The 21,575-nt window shown below is 51.4% G+C and carries 17 protein-coding genes; 4 read left to right on the top strand and 13 right to left on the bottom strand.

Annotation, left to right across the window (positions count from 1 at the left end; all coding sequences use genetic code 11):
• Both msbA and N7E60_RS07730 read right to left on the bottom strand, forming a co-directional pair.
• On the bottom strand, positions 1-1,755 hold the full coding sequence (msbA, locus tag N7E60_RS07725; RefSeq protein ID WP_269597032.1) for a lipid A ABC transporter ATP-binding protein/permease MsbA: 1,755 nt from the start codon (positions 1,753-1,755) through the stop codon (positions 1-3).
• A gap of 43 nt (positions 1,756-1,798) precedes the next feature.
• Positions 1,799-4,099: a DNA internalization-related competence protein ComEC/Rec2 gene (locus tag N7E60_RS07730; protein WP_269597033.1), complete on the bottom strand. Its 2,301-nt coding sequence runs from the start codon at positions 4,097-4,099 to the stop codon at positions 1,799-1,801.
• 29 nt (positions 4,100-4,128) lie between these two features.
• Between N7E60_RS07730 and N7E60_RS07735 the strand changes: the two genes are divergently transcribed.
• Positions 4,129-4,686: a DUF2062 domain-containing protein gene (locus tag N7E60_RS07735; RefSeq protein WP_269597035.1), complete on the top strand. Its 558-nt coding sequence runs from the start codon at positions 4,129-4,131 to the stop codon at positions 4,684-4,686.
• Positions 4,687-4,885: 199 nt separating this feature from the next.
• Here N7E60_RS07735 and lolE read toward each other — a convergent pair whose 3' ends face one another.
• The 3 genes from lolE to N7E60_RS07750 are packed head-to-tail and all read right to left on the bottom strand — an operon-like array spanning position 4,886 to position 8,002.
• Positions 4,886-6,124, bottom strand: coding sequence for a lipoprotein-releasing ABC transporter permease subunit LolE (lolE, locus tag N7E60_RS07740; protein ID WP_269597036.1), 1,239 nt, complete (start codon positions 6,122-6,124; stop codon positions 4,886-4,888).
• Positions 6,121-6,822 (bottom strand): lipoprotein-releasing ABC transporter ATP-binding protein LolD, encoded by a 702-nt coding sequence (lolD, locus tag N7E60_RS07745; RefSeq protein WP_269597037.1) that lies wholly within the window; start codon positions 6,820-6,822, stop codon positions 6,121-6,123. Before lolD ends, lolE begins: the two co-directional genes overlap by 4 nt.
• Entirely contained in the window at positions 6,815-8,002 is a 1,188-nt protein-coding gene (locus N7E60_RS07750) for a lipoprotein-releasing ABC transporter permease subunit (RefSeq protein WP_269597038.1), read from the bottom strand. The genes lolD and N7E60_RS07750 overlap by 8 nt, the downstream gene beginning before the upstream one ends.
• A 202-nt stretch (positions 8,003-8,204) precedes the next feature.
• On the opposite strand from N7E60_RS07750, the gene N7E60_RS07755 reads away from it, so the two are divergent.
• From N7E60_RS07755 to N7E60_RS07765, 3 genes are read left to right on the top strand one after another with little or no spacing between them, the layout of a single operon-like run.
• Complete coding sequence (locus N7E60_RS07755) at positions 8,205-8,798, top strand: PilZ domain-containing protein (protein ID WP_077639422.1); 594 nt, start codon at positions 8,205-8,207, stop codon at positions 8,796-8,798.
• 4 nt (positions 8,799-8,802) lie between these two features.
• The gene (gene mfd / locus N7E60_RS07760; protein WP_269597039.1) at positions 8,803-12,267 is read left to right on the top strand and encodes a transcription-repair coupling factor; all 3,465 of its coding nucleotides are present in this window, start codon (positions 8,803-8,805) and stop codon (positions 12,265-12,267) included.
• 41 nt (positions 12,268-12,308) lie between these two features.
• Positions 12,309-13,178: a peptidoglycan binding protein CsiV gene (locus N7E60_RS07765; protein WP_241824929.1), complete on the top strand. Its 870-nt coding sequence runs from the start codon at positions 12,309-12,311 to the stop codon at positions 13,176-13,178.
• Between the two features lie 112 nt (positions 13,179-13,290).
• Here N7E60_RS07765 and N7E60_RS07770 read toward each other — a convergent pair whose 3' ends face one another.
• From N7E60_RS07770 to N7E60_RS07805, 8 genes are all read right to left on the bottom strand, one after another.
• Positions 13,291-14,682: a DEAD/DEAH box helicase gene (locus N7E60_RS07770; protein ID WP_269597040.1), complete on the bottom strand. Its 1,392-nt coding sequence runs from the start codon at positions 14,680-14,682 to the stop codon at positions 13,291-13,293.
• A gap of 266 nt (positions 14,683-14,948) precedes the next feature.
• Complete coding sequence (locus tag N7E60_RS07775; RefSeq protein WP_269597041.1) at positions 14,949-16,238, bottom strand: NAD(P)/FAD-dependent oxidoreductase; 1,290 nt, start codon at positions 16,236-16,238, stop codon at positions 14,949-14,951.
• Between the two features lie 325 nt (positions 16,239-16,563).
• Complete coding sequence (hutW, locus tag N7E60_RS07780) at positions 16,564-17,901, bottom strand: heme anaerobic degradation radical SAM methyltransferase ChuW/HutW (protein ID WP_269597043.1); 1,338 nt, start codon at positions 17,899-17,901, stop codon at positions 16,564-16,566.
• 174 nt (positions 17,902-18,075) lie between these two features.
• Positions 18,076-18,630, bottom strand: a complete 555-nt coding sequence (ycfP, locus tag N7E60_RS07785; protein ID WP_077455894.1) for an alpha/beta hydrolase YcfP — start codon at positions 18,628-18,630, stop codon at positions 18,076-18,078.
• Positions 18,631-18,811: 181 nt separating this feature from the next.
• Complete coding sequence (locus N7E60_RS07790) at positions 18,812-19,657, bottom strand: DUF6279 family lipoprotein (protein WP_269597045.1); 846 nt, start codon at positions 19,655-19,657, stop codon at positions 18,812-18,814.
• 11 nt (positions 19,658-19,668) lie between these two features.
• Positions 19,669-20,529 (bottom strand): phosphotransferase, encoded by an 861-nt coding sequence (locus N7E60_RS07795; RefSeq protein ID WP_269598560.1) that lies wholly within the window; start codon positions 20,527-20,529, stop codon positions 19,669-19,671.
• Positions 20,522-21,100 (bottom strand): hypothetical protein, encoded by a 579-nt coding sequence (locus tag N7E60_RS07800; RefSeq protein ID WP_269597046.1) that lies wholly within the window; start codon positions 21,098-21,100, stop codon positions 20,522-20,524. Before N7E60_RS07800 ends, N7E60_RS07795 begins: the two co-directional genes overlap by 8 nt.
• A 69-nt stretch (positions 21,101-21,169) precedes the next feature.
• The gene (locus N7E60_RS07805; RefSeq protein WP_269597047.1) at positions 21,170-21,568 is read right to left on the bottom strand and encodes a YcfL family protein; all 399 of its coding nucleotides are present in this window, start codon (positions 21,566-21,568) and stop codon (positions 21,170-21,172) included.
• Positions 21,569-21,575: the final 7 nt, after the last annotated feature.

Below are 21,575 nucleotides of genomic sequence, written 5' to 3' on the forward strand. Positions count from 1 at the left end.
TCAGTCACCAAATTGAATACGGTGCAACTGGGCATACGCACCGTCTTGCTCTAACAGCGCCTGATGGTTACCACGCTCAACAATTTCACCTTCATCCACAACGAGAATTTGATCCGCATCCTCAATCGTGGACAAACGGTGCGCAATCACCAACACAGTGCGGTTTTTTTGCAACTCGTCCAATGCTGCTTGAATGGCGCGCTCAGATTCAGTATCCAATGCCGAGGTCGCTTCATCCAAAATCAGTACTGGTGCGTTGCGCAGCAGCGCACGAGCAATGGCAAGGCGTTGACGCTGACCGCCTGATAAGCTGACGCCATTCTCACCAATAATGGTGTCATACCCTTCATCCAATTCACGAATGAAGTCGTCTGCATACGCTAGTTTTGCCGCCTCAATGATCTGCTCACGGGTGAACTGATCTTCGGCTGCATAGGCGATGTTGTTGGCGACCGTGTCGTTAAACAGGTGGACATTTTGCGAGACCACCGCCACATGTTGGCGCAGATTGGCCAGCTTATATTCATCAATGGGCACGCCATCCAATGTGATGGTGCCACTGTCGATGTCATAAAAACGCGTTAACAGATTGGCAATGGTACTTTTGCCTGAGCCGGAACGTCCCACCAGCGCCAAGGTTTGCCCGGCAGGTAATTCAAAGCTGACATTGCGAAGCGCAGGCGCTTCTTTGGATGGATACGTAAAGACGACATTGTCCACCTGAATATCGCCCTTCACGCGATCCGCTTCATGCTCACCGGTATCTTTTTCGGTGTCGAGTTCCATCAAGTTGAACAGACTGTGACACGCTGCCATGCCTCGTTGGAACTGCGACGTGACGTTAGTGAGGGATTTTAGTGGACGCATCAAACCAAACATCGCACCGAACACCACTGCAAACGTACCGGCAGTTAGCTCGGAGCGAATCGCTTCGGTATTCGCCAGTACCAAGACCACGACCAGCGCCATCGAGGCAATCAGCTGGATCACTGGGTTAGCAATAGCTTGAGCAGAGACCAGTTTCATCGTTTGTTGGCGCATGCGATTACTGACTTTATCAAAGCGCGCTTTTTCAACGTCTTGGCCACCGTAGCTCAGGACAACTTTATGTCCTTTCAGCATTTGTTCTGCCGAGCTAGTGACAGACCCCATGGCATCTTGCATATTTGATGAGATACGACGGAACCGTTTCGACACCACGCGAATCGAAAACGCCACCACAGGTGCGATAACCAACAAAATCGCAGATAGCTGCCAGCTCGACCAAAACATCAGTATCATCAAACCGAGAATTGACGCTCCCTCACGAACTAGGCTCACTAAGGCACTGCTTGTCGCCGATGCAACCTGTTCGGAATCATACGTGATACGAGAGAGCAAGGCGCCGGAGGATTCTTGATCGAAAAAACTGACGGGCATTTTCATAAAGTGGTTAAACATGCGTCGGCGCATGGTCATCACCACATTCCCTGATACCCATGACAAGCAGTAAGCGGAGACAAAACTAGACAGCCCGCGAACTACCATCAATACCACGAGATAAACGGGCATCCATCTGAGGAAATCCCCCGCCACGTCATCATAGGTAAAACCTTGATCGAGGAGTGGCTTGAGCATGGAGAGCATGAGGGTATCACTGGCAGCATTGATAACCAGTGCGACAATAGCAACGATCAAGCCAAGCTTATAGTTGGCGATGTATGGCCAGAGTTGCTTAAACGTCTGCCAGGTCGTTTTATCTTGATATTCGCTCATTAAAATCGTTTAGCTGTGTAAAACAGACCGGCATTCTACTCTTTTACCCGCCGTCGTCCAAATTTACCGGTCGCCGTTCAAACAGCGTCCGATACCATTGCCCTTGATGGTCACGCCGCCACCGTGTCATTTGCCATCGACCCTGGCGGCGCTGAAAACGCAATTGGCCATCTTTCGCGGTATCTAACCACGTGATCCCTGCTTGCTGATAACGCTCGCGAACAGCTACCGCTGGCAATCCCCACGGATTAAATAACCCGGTAGACGCCACCACCCAGTGCGGTGATACCGCGGTTATCCAAGGCGGTGACGATGACGATACACTACCGTGATGGGGAACAAGCATAATGTCGCTCTGCACAGCTTCGCGACGCTCTAAACGCGCCAGCAATGCCAACTCCCCCTTTGATTCAATATCGCCGGTTAGCAATATACTGGTGCGTCCATCACTGACCCGCACCACACAAGAGTCATTGTTACCCGCACGGTCCACTTGTCTCGGCGGCCAAAGCACGTTAAACCTCAACCCTTGCCAATCCCACCTGGCGCCTCTCTGACAGGGTAAATAACCACGTCTTTTCTCACTGGCCCGCTGCCAAATCGGTTGAAAGCGTTCGGTGACATACCCTGCTCCACCATCATGGTCACTGTCACCATGGCTTAAGAGTAGGCCATCGAGTTGATCAATGCCTCGTTGCTCAAGGATCGGCGTAATCACCGCTTGCGCGATCCCGCCTACTTGCCATCGGTTTCCGGTATCATAAAGCACCGCTCTGCCGTTTTTAGTGATTAACACCGCTAAGCCATGCCCTACATCGAGCACATCCACCTGCCAGTCGGGCAATGGTGGCGCACGCCATACAAAACCAGTCGTCACCAATACCAATAAAAGCGACGTTTGGCGGTGCCAACGCCAACTCATTATCAGCCAACATCCCCCTGCCACCAGCAAAGACCACAACCACGATAACGGTGGAGGCTGCAGCCAGGCTTGGCGGGCAACGTCGGCAAGCCATATCACTGGCGCTAGGCTCAAATCGGCCGCTTGCCAAATAAATGTCGCGACGGTACTGCCCGCTATGAACTGAGCAACTAGGGCGACAAAGACCAAGGGCACCGTGAATATTCCCACCCAAGGAACGGCAAAGAGATTTAACGGCGTGGCGGCGGCGCTCACACCAGAAAAAAAGCCCAGTTGCAGAGGCAACATGCCTATCAAGAGAACGAATTGAATAAACACCAGTTGCTTGCCCCGCCAAATCATACGGGCATAAGCTGTGGCCGGAAACTCTCGCCAACGAGGTAGCGAGTAATGCGCGAGGCACAGCGCTGACACTGCGGCAAACGACAGCCAAAAGCTCAACGAAAAACCAGCAAAAGGGTCGCGCAATAACACAGCCAGTAAAGTGATTTGCAATAAGGTACTGGGAGACACCTGTGCCCCCATGCGCTTTGCACTGGCATAGATAAATAGGGCAATCAAGGCGCGCTGGGTGGGCAACGCAAACCCTGCTAACGCGGCATACCCTAAAGCAACCAGCATAGCGCTATAGAGCGGCCACCAAAGGGTGAGTCGCCATTCGGGTAGCAGCAAACGGATCCCCCAGCCTACCTGCCACCCCAACGCAAACGCCAGCCCAATATGAAGCCCAGAAATAGCCATCAGGTGAGCAAGGCCACTGTGCGTCAAGATCTGCCAATCTTCATGGGTCAACCATTGCCGCTCTCCCAAGCTTAGCGCCAGCAAATAGCGGCCATAACGCAAAGGCTCAAGCACGGGGGACAGTGCATTTAAGACTGATTGCCGCCATGATGGTGTGTGGGTGAGCTGCTCGGCGTTTTTGAGGCTGGCTTTGCCATGAATCCGTCGCGCCACAAAGTAACGCTCTGCATCAAAGCCCGCTTCGTTTAAACGTCCATACGGCGGCTTCAGTCTGACCGTAAGCCTCCAACGCTCACCTTGTTGGGGAAACGGCGGCGATTGCCAATAAAGACGCACTCGAACTGAACGAAAAAACGGCAGTGGTTTATCATTAATTTTATCAACGTCAAAAATAATCGATTGTGGGCCAGCTTTGGGGCTAAAAAGGCTGCCCACAGAGCCAGATATTGTAGTATCCTCTGTGCTAGAAATGATGTGGATCACGTCTGCTTGGTATAAGGTTGCGGATAATACAGCCCAAGTGAGCCCTAACGCGCTCCCCGCGAGCCACCAAAGGCGCTTTTTCCACCCAAAATGAAACACAATACACGCAATGAAACACGTCCAAACTGGTGGCAAACTGGGCCACCATGGCAGCGATAAAATCGACGCAGCCAAGCCAAGCGTGAATGTCAGCTTCATCGCGTAACATCCAGGTAAATTAAGCAGGTATGCCCAAGAAGTTTTTTCAACGCTACATGCCAAAACGCGAGGCATTGCGCGATAACAAAGCACTGCGCGTGTTTGGAAGCCTGTTGCACGACCCAAACCTGTGGTGCTTGAATCGTCGCTCCGCATCGGGGGCGTTTGCGGTCGGTTTGTTTATGGCATTTGTCCCCTTGCCCAGCCAGATGATCATGGCAGCAGGGCTGGCGATCTTGTTTGGTGTCAATCTGCCTTTGTCGGTCGCACTGGTTTGGATCAGTAACCCCATTACCATGCCTGTGCTGTTCTATCTCGCCTATAAACTCGGCGCGTGGATGATGAACACACCGCCCTATCCCTTCCATTTTGAGCTCTCTTGGCACTATTTGGTTGAACAAATGGGCCACATTGGACCGCCTTTCTTTCTCGGCTGTATGACCAGTGGTTTGGTGCTCGCCGTGATTGGCTATTTTGCCGTCAGAGGCATTTGGCGCTATTCCGTGGTAAGAAGCTGGCAAAAACGTAAACTTCGTATTCCGAAAAAGTTAAAAGAAGTACTGCCGAAGCAGAATAAACCCTCTTGATTCAACGTCGATATCAGGCAACGCTAAAACGTCAGGAAAGGAAAACAAGCCGCTAGAGGGCGCATTGCGACGCAGTCATCATCCGGCGTTATCACCACGTAATGCCAACGCATAATTGTCGAGACAGATCGAAAAAGGGCCAGCACTCATGCTGGCCCCTTTGGTGATTGTTTGTAGTAGCTGCCGCGCTAGCTAGCCGCTATTTTGCACTCAATACAGCGGCAGGCTGTAACTGACACGCGCGACGCGCGGGATACCAAGCGGCCAACAAGCTTAGGAGCATCGCCGTTAAACTCACCACCACCACATCAGACACACGTAACTCACTGGGTAGGAAGTTAATAAAATACACATCACCTGAGAGGAAACGATGACCCACAACCTGCTCCACCCATTGGATCAAGTGGGTTAAATTGCTTGCCAGCAATACCCCCAGTACACTGCCAATCAGGCTCCCCAACGCACCGGCGAATAGTCCATACCAAATAAAAATCCGTCGTATCAAAGTATCGCCTGCTCCCATCGTACGCAAAATCGCAATATCAGCCGCACGGTCTTTCACCGACATCATCAGCGTTGATACCACGTTAAAGCAGGCCACCCCAATCACCAAGACCATGACGAGATACATAATCGAACGCACCAAATGGATATCGCGATACAAATAGCCAAATTCACTGGTCCAGTCTTTCATGTACACATAGGCGGAAAGGGTTTGACCGACCTCTCGGACGATACGTCGCGCCTCCAACACCGGCTCAACTTTGAGTGAGACCCCAGTAACCGCGCCATCTAGTGCCATCAACTGCTGCGCATCAGATAGACGCATCAAGGCTAACGCATGATCAATTTGTCCGCCCAGCCGTAACAATCCACCCACTTGCATTCTCACTCGCTGAGGTGAACGCAACTTTAAGCTCGCATCCGCCGCGGGGATCATCACCGTTAACCAATCGCCTACCTTCACGCCTAAGCTATCGGCGACACCTTGCCCGAGCACGATATTTGATTGCCCCGCTGGCAAACTGTCCCAACCGCCATCAATAAAAGCACCAATGCGACTCACGGCCGATTCGTCGCTCGGTGAAACGGCACGGATCTGGGCTGGCTTAAGTGCACTGCCATGTTCCATCAACACAGTCATTTCCACGTACGGTGCGGCAGCCACCACTTGAGGATGCTGCAAGGCTTGGCGCTTTACTTGCTGCCAATCGTCAAGCGGACCATTCACGCCAAACACTTGCGCATGCGGCACCACAGAGAGCACGCGCTGATTAAGCTCACGCTCAAAGCCATTCATGGCCGATAGACCGACAATAATGACCATCACACCGATGGCAATGCCAATCACCGATGACAACGAGATAAATGAGACCAACCGATTACGCTGGCGAGCACGGCTAAAACGGCGTCCAATGGCTAACGACAGTGGTTTCATTGCCCCTCCTCAGTGGCACTCACAGCAAGCAGTTGGCCATCTTGCATTCGCACTTGGCGGTCAAGTTTGGCTGCCAGCTCACTGTCATGCGTTACCACTAGGAACGCCGTCCCATGTCGTGCATTCAACGAACGCATCAAATCATAGATCTCCAAAGCTGTCGCATGGTCAAGATTCCCCGTCGGTTCGTCTGCGAGAACCAGCTTAGGATCGTTGACTAGCGCACGCGCGATCGCAACACGCTGACGCTCGCCCCCCGATAACTCAGCAGGACGGTGGGATAAACGATGGCCCACGCCGACCGCATTCAACATCTCCGTAGCTCTTGCTGTGGCCGTTTTGCGTGCAACTTTGTTGATCAGCAGTGGCATCATCACATTTTCAAGCGCAGTAAAGTCAGCCAGTAGGTGATGAAACTGATAAACAAATCCAAGCGCTTGGTTTCTTAGCTGCGCTTGTTGGTTCGCAGACATTTGGCTAATCGATTTGCCCTCAAAATACACCTCACCCTCGCTCGGTGTATCAAGCGTGCCCAAGGTGTGCAGCAAGGTACTTTTGCCTGAGCCAGACGAGCCGACAATCGCCACAAGCTCTCCCGATGCAATGGTAAGAGACACCTGATTCAATACATGAATCGCCTGACCACCCTCTTGATAGGTTTTACTGATTTGGTGACAGGACAACAAAGACTCATTCATAACGCAGTGCCTCAGCAGGTTGAACAGATGCCGCTTTAAAAGCAGGGAAAAGGGTCGCTAACGTGCTCAGCAAAATAGCCAACACCATGACCATAACGACGTGAGTTGGATTGACGACCACGGGAAGCGCAAGGCCATTGCCCAGCAAACTCACCCCAAACAGGGCCATGATTTCATTAATATAGAGAGACGAGAGTACTCCCAATACGCCCCCGACCAATGCGCCCAATAACCCACTGAGTGAGCCTTGAGCGATAAAGACAGCAACAATATCGCGATTTTGCATGCCTAAGGTTTTCAAAATGGCAACCTCGGCTTGCTTCTCCATCACCACCATGATCAAGGCAGCAATAATGTTGAATGCAGCAACAATAATGATCAGACTGAGCATTAAGCTCATCATGTTCTTTTCCATCTTCACCGCTTGAAAAAGCTCGCCCCGCCAGACGCGCCAGTCTTGCCACGCCGCACTCTCTGCCATCGGTTTGAGATCCGTTATCGCAAAGGGATCGTCAAGGAAAAGGCGTAAGTCTTGCGCTTGCTGCGGCGGAATACGCATTAAACGCGCGACATCATGGATGTTAGCCAGCATCAATTGATTATCGACATCGGTCCCGGTGTGAAAAATGCCCGCCACGGTGAATAAGCGCTGCGCAGGGATCCGCCCAATCGGGGTAAATTGGCTCGCACTGGTGACCATCACTCGCACCTGATCGCCAACACGTAAACGTAAATTACTCGCCATCGCTCGGCCAATGATGATTTGATAACGGCTCTCGGCTAACGCTTGAATATCTCCTTGTAATAAATGGTCTGCCAACGGCTCATAGGCGGTTGGGTCAACCCCTTCTAATAACCCTGCACTCAGCCCTGTTCGGCTTTGTAACACCGCCTCTGTGGTTTGAATGGGAGCCGTCGCCACCACATGTGGCCATTGTTCAACGCGGTTTTTTACCGATGCCGTTTGTCCGTCCGCGATGACCGCATGCGGTAGTGCGCCTAAAATGCGGCCTTTTAACTGGGCTTCAAAGCCATTCATCACCGATGACACGGTGATCAAAGCGAGCACACCAATGGCAATTCCTGCAGTAGACATAGACGACACAAATCGCCCAAAACGATCGGCCGATCGGCCGCGCAAATACCGCAAGCCAATAAACACCGATAAGGGTTGATACATAGTGCACCTAGCTTATTGTTTTGATTCGCTGCAAAGCATACCTGCCTGAGCGAATGTCGCCAAGTTTACACACCGATTTGACTGAATATTGACGAATACTGCCCAGAAGCGCACGTTGACGCCCGATAAGGCGGTCTTGAAACTTTACCTAACGCGACGGGTGCGTGATAATCATCAAATGACTGCAAGATAAGGCACAGTGATGAGCCAAGACGAGTATTTTTCTGTAAGAGCCGCCATACGCATCAATGTTGAGCCGCTTCAAGATAGCCAAGCCCAACCCGATGCGGATGCATTTATGGCGGAAATCCCCGCGCCCTTTCGGGTTGCAAGCCAATGTGGCCAAGTCGATAACGCGGTTGAAAAAGAGTTACAATCTCTTGAGCCGGACGATGCCTCAGCACTGTACCGTATCTTGCAAGCGCAAAACGAAAAGATCACTTTAATGATGGGCTATATGCTCAGTCAGGAAGACGATCCCACGCAGCGCTTCACCACCCATACATTCGGCGCAAGCAGCTTTGCCTATCTAAGCCCTGCGCCGTTAAAGCACGGCGATCATGCGCGTGTGAAGCTGTTTCTTGATTTTCCACCCACAGCGATTTATTGCTATGGCGTGGTCACCCACTGTGAAGAAAAAGCGCCTGACGGTGACCATCCACCCCAATATTTGATCCAAATCCAGTACACACGCTTATTGGAAGACGACCGAGACACTCTGATCCGCGCCGCCTTACATCATCAGCAAAAGCTTTTGCGAAAGCGCGCACTCAACCGAAAGAAATCAAGCAGTTAAATTCATGACTCAACAACCGCTTTACACGTTTACCCTTCCCCGTGGTGCGGGTGACGTCAAACACCTAGGCAACCTAACGGGTGCGGCGTTACCGATTGCCGTCGCCAACATTCGCCAGCAACATCAGGGACCCATTTTTTTGTTGGTGCCCGATAACCAAACCGCGATTCGTTTGCAGCCCGCTATCAGCCAATTCACCGAGGGGCAGTGCGATATTTTTCCCGACTGGGAAACCTTGCCTTATGACAGCTTTTCGCCCCATCAAGATATTATCTCTGCACGACTGGCGTGCCTGTATCAACTGCCAACCCAAGGTGACGGCGTACTGATCGCACCGGCGAGTACCGCCTTACAACGTGTGACGCCGAAGCAATTTCTCCATCAGCATGCATTAATGGTGAAAAAAGGGGACGTCCTGTCGCTCGAGAAGCTGCGCGACCAGCTAACGGATGCCGGCTATCGCCATGTTGACCAAGTCATGGAGCACGGTGAATTTGCCAGCCGCGGTTCGATCCTTGATTTATTTCCGATGGGCAGTGATGAGCCTTATCGCATCGACTTTTTTGATGATGAAGTGGACACGATTCGCCAATTCGATCCAGAAAATCAGCGTTCGACGGGTGAGTTAGCGCAAATCCAACTGCTACCTGCACACGAATTTCCCACCGATGATGCCGCCGTCGAGTTTTTCCGTGGCCGCTTCCGCGAGCACTTTGAAGCCCGCCGTGAACCAGAATCTGTCTACCAACAAGTCAGCAAGAAAACATGGCCGGCGGGGATTGAATACTGGCTACCGCTGTTTTTCGACCAAACCGAAACGCTTTTTGACTACTTGCCCGATAACACCCTGATTTTAACCGTGGGTGATATAGAAGCGGCGATGACACACTTCCTCGATGACGTGGCACACCGCTACGACCAGCGCCGCGTGGACCCCTTACGTCCGCTGTTACCGCCACACGCTATTTGGCTTAATAAAGACCAGCTGTTTAGTCACTTGAAGGATTATCCGCAACTGCGCCTATCAAGTGACAACGTCACAGAAAAAGCAGGCCGTGAGAATGTCGATATCTCTCCACTGCCGACGTTAACGGTCAATCATCAAGCCAAAGAGCCGCTAGCCGCACTGCGGCAATTCAGTGAACAATTTAGCGGTCACTTGGTGTTCTCGGTCGAATCGGAAGGTCGCCGCGAGGCACTGCTTGATCTGCTGACTCAAGCCAAAATCCGCCCCATGGTCGCATCGTCGCTCTCAGACGCGCTGGCGCAACCGGGCCGATTCAGCCTCATCATTGGGCCGGTTGACCAAGGCTTTATTGATAACACTCGTCAATTTGCCCTGATTTGCGAAAGCGACATGTTTGGCGAACGTGCTGTACAGCAACGTCGTCGTGATAAGCGCAAGCAAAGCGTCAACAACGATGCCGTGATACGTAGTTTAGCCGAACTCAAACCGGGACAGCCTGTGGTTCACCTTGAGCATGGCATCGGTCGCTACCAAGGACTGCAGACGCTTGAAGCCGGTGGGCTCAAAACCGAGTACATGACCCTCGAGTACCAGCAAGGCGCCAAGCTTTATGTGCCAGTCGGTGCGTTACACTTGATCAGTCGCTATTCCGGTGGCGCGGAAGACACTGCGCCTATTCATAAGCTCGGTGGCGAAGCGTGGGAAAAAGCACGTCGCCGCGCGGCAGAAAAAGTGCGCGATGTCGCTGCAGAGCTGTTGGATGTCTATGCCAAGCGTGAAACCAAGCCTGGCTTTGCCTTCAAACATGACAAAGAAGCCTATCAAGTATTTCGATCCAGCTTCCCGTTCGAAGAAACGCCGGACCAATCCCAAGCCATTAACGCGGTCCTCTCGGATATGTGCCGCCCCATTGCCATGGATCGCTTAGTGTGTGGTGATGTCGGTTTTGGTAAAACCGAAGTGGCCATGCGGGCTGCGTTTCTTGCCGTCAATAACAGCAAACAAGTCGCCGTACTTGTGCCGACCACCTTGCTTGCCCAGCAACATTTCGAAAACTTCCGTGACCGCTTTGCCAACTTACCGGTCCGCGTCGAGGTGCTCTCTCGCTTTAAATCAGCGAAAGAACAAAAAGCCATTTTGGCCGACTGTGCCGAGGGAAAAATCGATATTTTGATTGGCACCCATAAACTGCTGCAAGCGGATGTGAAGCTACGTGATCTGGGCTTGCTCATCGTGGATGAGGAACACCGTTTTGGCGTCCGCCAAAAAGAGAAAATCAAAGCCATGCGCGCCAACATTGATATTCTCACCCTCACGGCGACCCCGATCCCACGGACGCTCAACATGGCCATGAGTGGCATGCGCGATCTCTCGATCATCGCCACGCCACCATCACGTCGCTTGGCGGTAAAAACCTTTGTTCGCGAGCGCGAAGACACCTTGGTCAAAGAAGCGTTGTTGCGCGAAATTATGCGCGGTGGTCAAGTGTATTTCTTGCACAATGACATCGAAACAATTGAAAAAACCGCGAATGAAATCAGTGAAATGATCCCTGAAGCGCGCGTAACCGTGGCCCATGGTCAAATGCGTGAGCGCGAACTCGAGCGGATCATGAGCGATTTTTATCATCAAAAGTACAACGTCTTGGTGTGTACCACCATCATTGAGACCGGTATCGATGTGCCGTCCGCGAACACCATCATTATTGACCGTGCCGACCACTTTGGTTTAGCCCAGCTTCACCAACTGCGCGGACGTGTCGGTCGCTCGCATCATCAGGCTTATGCCTACCTACTGACCCCACATCCTAAGCGGATGACCAAGGATGCCGCCAAGCGTTTAGAAGCCATTGCCTCACTCGAAGATCTGGGTGCTGGTTTTACCCTTGCCACCCATGATTTAGAAATCCGCGGGGCGGGAGAGCTATTAGGCGATGAGCAAAGTGGCCAAATTCAATCGATTGGCTTTACCCTCTACATGGACATGCTTGAGCAAGCCGTCGAGGCACTAAAAGAAGGCAAAGAGCCGAGCTTGGATGCGCTGTTAAAAGAGCAGACCGACGTCGAGCTCCGCCTCCCCGCTCTGCTGCCGGATGACTATATCCCTGACATCAACACCCGTTTGTCGATGTATAAACGCATCGCCAGCGCGAAATCGAATGATGATATTCAAGAGCTTCAAGTCGAGTTAATTGATCGCTTTGGGCTGCTCCCTGATGCCACCAAAAACTTGTTACATGTCCAACAAATCAAGTTACGGGCGGCACACCTAGGGGTGAAGAAAATCGAAGCCAGTGACCGCGGCGGAGTGGTTGAATTTCATGAGGATGCGCAAATTGATCCCGGATTCTTAGTGGGACTGTTACAATCGCGTCCAGACAAGTATAAATTTGATGGGCCAACCAAAATTAAGTTTGTCGAAAGCCTCACTGACCGACGTGAGCGGATGAACTTTATTGATGAGCTGTTGACTCAATTTGCAAGTCACCAACTGGTCGCCTAATCGGCGATCAGACTGGCTTGCCAGAGAGAACGGAGTAACCTGTGAAAAACCATCAACGTCAACTACAAAGCTGGCTAACCCGCATTGCCAAGCAGAGCATTTGGGCATTACTGCTTATTGCCATCAGTCAGCCGGCTTTGGCTAAACGGCTTTATGATGTCGAGCTGATTGTGTTTAAACGTAATCAAGATCCCGCGAGTGTCCAAGAAAGCTGGCCCACCCAAACCGATATCCAGTCGGTCAATCGAGCGGTTCCAGTCACCAATACAACTGCATTACAAAACGCAGGCCTAACCCCGCTACCACGTAGCCAATGGCAATTAACAGACGCGTACAACAAACTGGCCAACCATGCAGGCTTCACCCCGATGGTGCATGTGGCTTGGCGTCAAGATGATAGCGGGCGCGCAGCACTTCCCCTACTGCGGGTTAGCGCGGGCCGAGATTATAGCGACCGGTTTAACGTAGATGGCACCCCGATCACGGCCCAACCTGCTGCACCAACAAACGCAACCGCCTCGAATACCGAATCGCAGTGGGAAGAGCAATCATTGGATACTCTCCCCCCTCGCCAGCCGCTCTATGAACTCGATGGAACACTACGCGTCTATGTACAACATTACTTGTTTGTCGAGGCCGATATGGTGCTGCGCGAGCCCAGCGAGCGACGAGCGCTGGTTGAAGACATTATCGATATGCCGTTGCAAACCTCAGACGCACAACAAGGTGCGGCAACCAATACCAACAATGTACAAGTTGCAGGCTTGGAAAAGGTGAAAAAGCAGTATCACATCCAACGTTTCTTGCAGCCCTATGCTTTCACGCACAAACGACGGATGCGCAGTGGCGAGACCCACTATTTAGATAACCCGATGATGGGCATGATTATTCAAGTAAGAAAGGCAAACTAACCCTGTCCACTAATGGGCTATTGATCTAATCGTTTGAAGGATACTGAAATTAGATCATAAAAAACCGGCGAGTGGCCGGTTTTTTATTCTTGTTCAGTACACAGCGTCTAGATTAGGCGCTGGTTTTTGCCGCAGCGGGTCGCGCGCGGCGTGGCTTCGCGCCGTTGCTATCGCTGCGCGTGCGTGGTGGGCGATTGCCGGTACCACGTGACTTACCGTCGCCTGCGCTATCGGTATGACGTCGGTTTTTGCCTACCGGTTTGTGTCCGCGCGCGTTATCGCCAGAGCGCTGTCCGTCTTGACGCGGTTTATTCTTTTTCGGTTTCTTTGGCTTTATTGGACGCGTATCCAATTTCGACTCTGGCAACGGATTCGTGACGGGAAAGTCCGCCAGAGTATGACGCGGCAATACCTGTTTAATTAAGCGTTCAATGGCGAACAAATCTTTCGCTTCGTCCGCACAAACCAAAGACACTGCATTGCCCACGGCACCTGCACGACCAGTACGACCAATACGGTGAACATAGTCTTCTGCCACATGGGGTAAATCAAAATTTACCACTTGCGGTAAATGGGCAATATCGATCCCTCGTGCGGCAATATCCGTGGCAACCAATACCCGTACTTCACCGGTTTTAAACTTCTCTAACGCTTTCGTTCGCGCGCCTTGACTCTTATTACCATGAATTGCCGCCGCGCTGACACCGTACTCTTCGAGATAACGCGACAAACGGTTAGCGCCATGTTTGGTTTTGCTAAACACTAACACCTGCTGCCAATTATTGTCGGCAATCAGTGACAGCAGCATCGGCGCTTTTTTCTTCTTATCCGCGGGATAAATGCATTGCTCTACCCCGGTTGCGGTTTGGTTCGCAGGATTGACTGAAATCTCAACCGGATTGTTGACTAGCTCTTTCGCCAGTTGGCGAATTTCATCCGAGAATGTGGCGGAGAACAGCAAATTCTGGCGCTTAGCCGGCAGCAAGCCCAAGATCTTACGAATGTCACGAATAAAGCCCATATCGAGCATACGGTCGGCTTCGTCCAAGACCAGCACTTCAAGCTGAGAAAAGCGCACGGCATTTTGCTGGTACAGATCCAGCAAGCGTCCCGGAGTGGCCACCAGCACATCAGCGCCTTTACGAAGTTTCATCATCTGCGGATTGATCTTCACACCACCAAATACCACGGTTGAGCTGAGCGACGTGTATTGGCTGTATTGCTCCACGTTTTTGTGCACTTGCGCAGCAAGCTCGCGCGTTGGCGTCAGGATCAAGGTACGTACATGGTTAGGGCGAGCACGTTTACCCGCCTGCAAACGCTCCAAAATCGGTAAGGTAAAGCCCGCGGTTTTACCGGTACCGGTTTGCGCCGCCGCCATGACATCGTGGCCTTCAATCACCGCAGGGATCGCTTTTTCCTGAATCGGTGAAGGTGTGGTATAGCCTTGCTCTTGCACGGCTTTCAATAGTGGTGCAGATAGTCCTAAAGAGGAGAAACTCATTAATTGATCTCAATAAATAAAAAATGTCGTCACAGGCCGCATGGCCCATCACTTAGGGTCATGAATATCAATATCGTGGTATGAGAAAAACTCGGCGTCAGGAGGGTTGCTCTAGAAGTGATATCAATAATCTTGATTACGGCGCTATTGTGACGACTTTCACGTCAAGCGGCAACTAGAAATGCGCCAATTCGAACAATAAAAAAGACCGAGGCAAGCCTCGGTCTTTGGGGTTATATGCTGTTTTAGCACAGCTTCACACGTGTTTAGTGCAGCTTCAAACTTGGACGTAGAACGCGGTTGATCCGCCCTACCAGCATCATCAGGCCAGTTTTCACGTAACCGTGCAATGCAATTTGGTGCATCCGATACAAAGAGATGTATACCACACGAGCAATCCGCCCTTCGATCATCATCGAGCCTTTGGTCAGATTACCCATCAAGCTGCCTACCGTAGAGAAGCGGCTGAGCGAGACCAGTGAGCCATGATCTTTAAACACATAAGGCTTGAGATCACGACCATTTAATTTAGCAACAATGTTGCTAAAGCAGCGGCTTGCCATCTGGTGCGCCGACTGTGCACGTGGCGGTACCATGCTGCCATCGGCTTGCGTACACGCTGCACAGTCACCAATCACAAAGATGTCGTCATCACGCGACGTCTGAAGTGTGTTTTTCACGACCAACTGATTAATGCGATTGGTTTCCAAACCAGCGATATCTTTCAAGAAATCCGGAGCCTTGATCCCAGCAGCCCATACCATAATATCGGCGTGAATACGCTCACCCTCTTTGGTTTCCAAGCCTTGGTCGTCTGCTTTAGTGACAAAGGTATTGGTTTTCACCGTGACACCCAGCTTCAACAGCTCTTGGTGCGCTGCACTTGAGATACGAGTAGGCAGCGCTGGCAAAATGCGCTCACCGGCTTCCACCAAGGTCACGTTCAGTTTCGAGCTATCTAAATCACGGAAACCGTAGTTACGCAGTTCTTTGATGGCATTGTGCAGCTCTGCTGATAGCTCAACACCAGTCGCTCCTGCGCCCACAATCGCAATATCTACACTGCCTTGGCCGTGTTTAGCATGCAAACGCAAGAATTCATTGTTCATTTCCGCGCGGAAGCGGTGAGCCTGTTTAGGATTATCGAGGAAGATACAATGGTCACGAACGCCCGGTGTGTTGAAATCATTAGAAGTCGAGCCAATCGCCATCACTAAGATGTCGTACTCGAGCTCACGCTCAGGCATCAGGAGTTCGTTATTTTCATCGTACATGGGCGCCAAGGTGATCACTTTCTGGTCGCGATCAATGTCCCACAAGGTCCCCATTTGGAAATCGAACCCATGATTTTTGGCATGAGCACGATAGCTCAAAGCATCAACACCCTCATCCATTGAGCCGGTTGCCACTTCATGAAGCAATGGCTTCCATAGGTGGCTACTGTTTTTATCCACCAAGGTGATTTGTGCACGACGCTTGCGGCCTAACGTTCGACCCAGTTTGGTTGCAAGCTCTAGCCCGCCTGCACCGCCACCGACAACGATAATTTTGGTCACTTCTACATCCTTACCTAATTAAAAACTCAAACATCAGCCACTTATATAGTCACTGACAAAAATGGGATTGGGCCAGTAATCAAATTACAGTTTGTTTCTCGCACGCTACGTATTGTTCATTGTTCTTTATGGCCGGAGCGCTATGCGTATTCTGCCGGAAAACGTCGCCTACTTCGAGCATAGATTCGGATTCGGCCGCCTTTTGCATGATGAAATAAAACACCATATTCTGTAGCTAAGACAAGTTAAATTTCGCCCTTTTCTTACACTTTTCTTCGAAATGAAGGTAGCTGACGATAAGCAATTGAATTTTAAATTCTGATAGTTAGAGTGACTGCAAGACATGAATGCAGGCTTGCGCAAGCGTTACGGACCAAAACTGACCGGCAAGAGTAAGCTGTAATTTATTTTCACATAATGTTACCAATCCATGTTGCTGCCAGACCGCGAATAACGGCGAGAGATACTGAAACACGCTCATCCCTTGCCAAGGCGGTAACGTATCCGCGTGAAGCACACCCATATCTAATCCCGCTTTGATAGCATCATACACTCGACGATGCTCCACAGCGGCTACAACGCGCGCAATCGGCATGGTATTGGTTTGCATTGCATCGAGATAGGTTGCCAAGTCGCGATGTTGCATGATCCCGACACCGTCAATACTGCCACCGGCACCACACCCTAGCGGTAAAATATCGGCACCATGCTTGGCAAGCCGGTTGTAACGACTTTGCTCACGTTGATCACGTGCCCAGTGATTGACACTGAGTCGTCGACAATCGTGTTGGTCCATCAAACTAACGCCCTGCGCAAACAAGCTGGCTTTTTCTGCCGTCGTTGCCGGCGGTGGCATTTTTCCTTGCTCGACCATGCGCAGCATCGGCGTATTTGGCGCCACCACCAGCTGGTAGAGATCAATACCATTGGCGCCGGTTTGCAGATAGTCAGCCACATCTTGTGCAAAGATCTCAGCCGTTTGATAAGGCAAGCCATACAACAAATCCACCACAATCGTCGCTTCCTGACGGGCACTCAGTGCATGAATACGCTCACGCACAGTGTCACCATCATCTAAACGTTTTGCCGCGCGGCGGACTTGGGTATTAAAGCTCTGTACCCCAAACGAGAAACGGTTAAATCCCCCAGCAAGCGAATGCTCGAACGCATTATCATCAAAGCCATTGATTCGCCCCTCAAGGGTGATTTCGCAGTCGGGCGTGAGCCAAAATTGGCGACGGATTTCCTGACCCAATTGCTGCAATTGCGCTGCTGACAACGCAGTGGGTGTTCCCCCACCGACATACACCGCCTCAAAAGGCTGCGCTTGGGTCCATGGCATCGCCGCTTTCATACCAAGCTCTTTGAGTAAAGCCGCGAAGTAGCTGTCAATCAGTGTGCGGCTCGCCGCATGTTGGAAAAAGTGACAGTAAGTACACCTCACTCGACAAAATGGCACATGGATATATAAACACCGCGGCCCAGATTGCACAGGCGGAGATAAAAGCTGTGTTGTAACGCCTGCGATGCCTTGTTCGAGCGGTAAAGGCATTTGATGGGTCGCCGCGTGGGCGTGTTTTTTCGGCGGAAAGGCAAAACGCAATGGGTCTGGGGTATGCGTGCCCAAAATCGTCTCATCGAACGGAGTAAGATCAACAAACATAACGGCTCCAAGTATTTATACACCGAAAACGGCTCTGCAATATAAATACAAGTGATACGCGATCTCATTTGTTGTTTTATTGATCTCACATCGCTCTGAGGCGCTGTTGATGTTTATTCGGTCAATTCGACGCACCCCAGTGCGCAAAGACCCACTTTGCGACTGGGGAACCGATTAAGTGTGGAGGGCGGGCTGCTTTTTAAAATCCGCAATGGCGTTGAGGTGTGCCGATAGGTTTTTAAACTTGTGGGTTTGCGTTTCATCCCAACGAACAGGATAGAAAGGTGACAACACTTGATAACTGCGGCGACTGTCGAGGACTTCATCCTCTCGCGATAACACCACCAATGCTCGTTGTTGATTGCGTTGACGAAAGTCTGTCACACACTTGGTGGCAATATCCTCATACTCTTCCGGCCGATCAATTTTTCCAGTCATATTCTCGTGCGGATATAAGTTCGGGTTAAACAGAACCTGCTTGATCCCACACAAAAAACCCACCCGTTCTGCCCAATATGCGCCTAAGCCAACGCCGCAGATCAGTGGATTGGGATCCTGACTCGCGTCTAGCTGCGTCTGGACTTGTTTGAGCAAATGCTGCATATCGTGTTTTGGGTGCATGGTGCTGTAATTGATAGTACGCACATCGTCATCGACAAATTGGAGCTGCAACACTTTCTCATGGTTGCCTGGGCTGGTTGAATCAAAACCGTGGAGATATAAGATCATGGAAAGCCATCCTTGGTTATCGCAAAGCTGTGACCCCTATCAATAGCATAGCCACCCAGACAGAAAAATGAGCAAGATCACCCTAAAAATAATCAGGGTATTTGGCGTAACCATGAGGTAGGTGCTTTGATGCATACAGCAACGCCCACGCCCTACCCAATCCAAGGGAAGAGGAACAAGACTAACGGCTCATCTCGTTCAGACGCGTTTGCCACTCAATGAGGTTATCGACCAGTTGAGAACGCTGATCCTCATCAAGGCTACGATCAAGGCGCAACAACCAATCTAACCGGCGTGAACGGTAGATGGCCATTTCGGTTTCCGTCTCCGGTCCGGCTCGCCATGCCACCACATCGTCCACCCACTCTGACAACGCGGCCTCAGTGTCGATCGACTGTCGATTTTTGATAATCGCAAAAAGGCGGCTGACTAAGCGCTCTCGTACCTGACGGAACGTTGGCATCGCCGCTTGCTGATACTCTGCCATTTCGGCAAACAAGGGCTGTTGATGACGCGCAGCGCTGCCAATCCACTCTTCCGTATCTTCCTCGAGATCATCACGTTGATAGGCAAATTGCTCATCTTGCGAACGCTTTGCACGTCGTTCGGTTGCCTTTTGAATCTCGTCTTCCATCCACTGGGTGAGCGCCTGCGCTTGCTGGTCATCAAAGCTATCAAGTAAACGCGCCGTCGCCGGCACAAACGCCTGTAGCGTCGCGTGGATCCGCGCTTTTACCGCCTCTTGATGGTCACGTAATTGCGCCATGGTATGTCGCTCGGTACTGTGGGTGGCAATCAGCCCTAACCGTTCGGCTATCGCAGGTAACTCATGGGTTCGATGCCATTGCTGAATCTTGTCGAGGTCGGCTTTCACTTGGCGAGATTGCTCGGGGCGCAAGTTAACAATGTCATCGATGTAGTAATGAATCCAAAACGGCAAGGTGTTATACGCAAGCTCGGTGGTGCAACCGGTCAGGATCAGTAATAAGCCCCCTATCAAGCCATAGCGAAAACGCGACCTAGCCATTGCAACTCTCCTTATGATTCATCCATTCCCGCCAGTTGGCGATATAACCGCTGCGCTTGCTCTTGGTAAGTGCTGAGCCCATATAACGATGCGCCCACTTCATACCAGCATAGCGCGAGATAGTCGGCAAAGGGCAGCCATGCCTCTACCGCTTGGCGAACCGGTGCCGAGTCCTCGATGCATCGCAACGCACAATAATCGGACACGACCTGTGCTGGTGTATAGCCGTTTGCCCGACAAAAAAGTGCAATGTCCAAACACGCACTGCCTAATCGCGCATATTCCCAATCAAGCACACAGGGCTCACCATTTGGCTGAATAACCAGGTTATAACTACCCAAATCCATATGACACACCACAGGGGCGAGCGGATCCGTGGGTAATTGCCATTGCCGCCTGTCGCGCAGCTTTTTGAGTGTTTGCTGCTTTGCCAAGGTCAACTGCTGCTCATAATGCTGGCATTGGGTGCGAACATCTTGCGCATCCAAACGGCCTTCCATGGAATGGATACGTACCAACAGGTCGATCAGGATCGCTTGGCTCTCGACTGAGTGCGGATCAAGGGATTCACCTTCCACCCAAGGGACCAAAAGCCCTTCTGACAACTGACAAACGGGTGCGGAGGCAAGTTGATAGGTAGCGGCCAGCGATTGCGCAGCCGCCTCGCGCGACCGAGAAATCGCAAAAGCGCCACTCACCTGACTTTGGGGCCGCCAAACAAAGCGTCCCCCTTGTGAGTCATCAATCCGCAAACAGCGGTTGGTCAGGCCCCCTTCGAGGGGGGTAACACGCTGAATCGAAACGGTCGCTGAATAGTGCTCACACAACGCCGCTTCCAGTAAGCTTTTTAACGCGGGGGAAAGATTAACCACTGACAAAACGCTGAGTGTCCTGCCATTCAATCACACCTGTGGTCAAATCCATCAGCTGCAGTGATAAGGTTTTCTCATCTTGCCCCGTGACCTTACCACCAAGCTGATACTGTGCCCCCAGTAAGCGTCCGTATTGCATCACCGTGGTCGGATCAATGAGAACCTGTCCCTCACCCAAACCTAGCGACTGACGGACCACATCGACTTGCGCCTGTGAGACCGTTCCTATTAGCCCTTGTGCGGCAAGGCCTTGCTCTAGCTGTTTTGACACACCCACAGTGTCAATATAACCGTCAGTCAGATTTTGTAGCGGTTGCACCAAAGTAACAGGGGCGCCTTGCAGGCTTTCACTGCCCATTAAGGACTGCACCGCGGCGCGCATGGCTTGATTAAAACTGCCATGCACCACCCCTTGCTGCACGGTGGATTCTTTTGGCGCCGACGGTTGATAGATCGGCTGCGTGCGAGGTGCACAGCCTGCAACTGTGACAACAAATAGCCCCATCGATAATGCTTTTACCAATGCATTTGGCTTACGTGAAGCGGCCGTCAATGCGCAGCATGCGGACATAGAGATGACTCCGTAAATAAAAAATGAATAGACCAGAAAAGCGTGAAAAAGTGCCAACAAACAAGGGGATTATTCTGGTTGCATGACGGCTAAACGAAACTGCGAAACCTTGATATCAGGTATCGGCGCATGAATATCGCGCTGTGTATGGGGAGGAATGGTCACAGATTGCCAAGACGCCGCAGAGGTCGATAATTGGAGCCCTTGGCTATCGTACCAACTAAAGCGATACTGCATGGTTTGCGGGTGACTAGACGTATTTTCTAACCACACACATGCTTGATTTCCGTTTGGAGTGCGACGAACCATCGTCTCTTTAACCCATAGCGACGTCGCCAGCTCTGGATCGGCAAAAACCACGGTTTGGTGTGGCGCAATGCGCAGGTCAGTCGACTGACTCCCTGCGCAGCCCGCCAACACCAAGGCAAGTGCAATCATCAAAGTTTGGATTTGATTTTTACACATCATTCACACC

It is taken from the genome of Salinivibrio proteolyticus, assembly GCF_027286365.1.
Taxonomy (GTDB): domain Bacteria; phylum Pseudomonadota; class Gammaproteobacteria; order Enterobacterales; family Vibrionaceae; genus Salinivibrio; species Salinivibrio proteolyticus.

Bases quoted from the DNA above. Each gene is read 5' to 3' on its own strand.
- msbA (WP_269597032.1), bottom strand. From the start codon at position 1,755: ATGAGCGAATATCAAGATAAAACGACCTGGCAGACGTTTAAGCAACTC.
- N7E60_RS07730 (WP_269597033.1), bottom strand. From the start codon at position 4,099: ATGAAGCTGACATTCACGCTTGGCTTGGCTGCGTCGATTTTATCGCTG.
- N7E60_RS07735 (WP_269597035.1), top strand. From the start codon at position 4,129: ATGCCCAAGAAGTTTTTTCAACGCTACATGCCAAAACGCGAGGCATTG.
- lolE (WP_269597036.1), bottom strand. From the start codon at position 6,124: ATGAAACCACTGTCGTTAGCCATTGGACGCCGTTTTAGCCGTGCTCGC.
- lolD (WP_269597037.1), bottom strand. From the start codon at position 6,822: ATGAATGAGTCTTTGTTGTCCTGTCACCAAATCAGTAAAACCTATCAA.
- N7E60_RS07750 (WP_269597038.1), bottom strand. From the start codon at position 8,002: ATGTATCAACCCTTATCGGTGTTTATTGGCTTGCGGTATTTGCGCGGC.
- N7E60_RS07755 (WP_077639422.1), top strand. From the start codon at position 8,205: ATGAGCCAAGACGAGTATTTTTCTGTAAGAGCCGCCATACGCATCAAT.
- mfd (WP_269597039.1), top strand. From the start codon at position 8,803: ATGACTCAACAACCGCTTTACACGTTTACCCTTCCCCGTGGTGCGGGT.
- N7E60_RS07770 (WP_269597040.1), bottom strand. From the start codon at position 14,682: ATGAGTTTCTCCTCTTTAGGACTATCTGCACCACTATTGAAAGCCGTG.
- hutW (WP_269597043.1), bottom strand. From the start codon at position 17,901: ATGTTTGTTGATCTTACTCCGTTCGATGAGACGATTTTGGGCACGCAT.
- ycfP (WP_077455894.1), bottom strand. From the start codon at position 18,630: ATGATCTTATATCTCCACGGTTTTGATTCAACCAGCCCAGGCAACCAT.
- N7E60_RS07790 (WP_269597045.1), bottom strand. From the start codon at position 19,657: ATGGCTAGGTCGCGTTTTCGCTATGGCTTGATAGGGGGCTTATTACTG.
- N7E60_RS07800 (WP_269597046.1), bottom strand. From the start codon at position 21,100: ATGTCCGCATGCTGCGCATTGACGGCCGCTTCACGTAAGCCAAATGCA.
- N7E60_RS07805 (WP_269597047.1), bottom strand. From the start codon at position 21,568: ATGATGTGTAAAAATCAAATCCAAACTTTGATGATTGCACTTGCCTTG.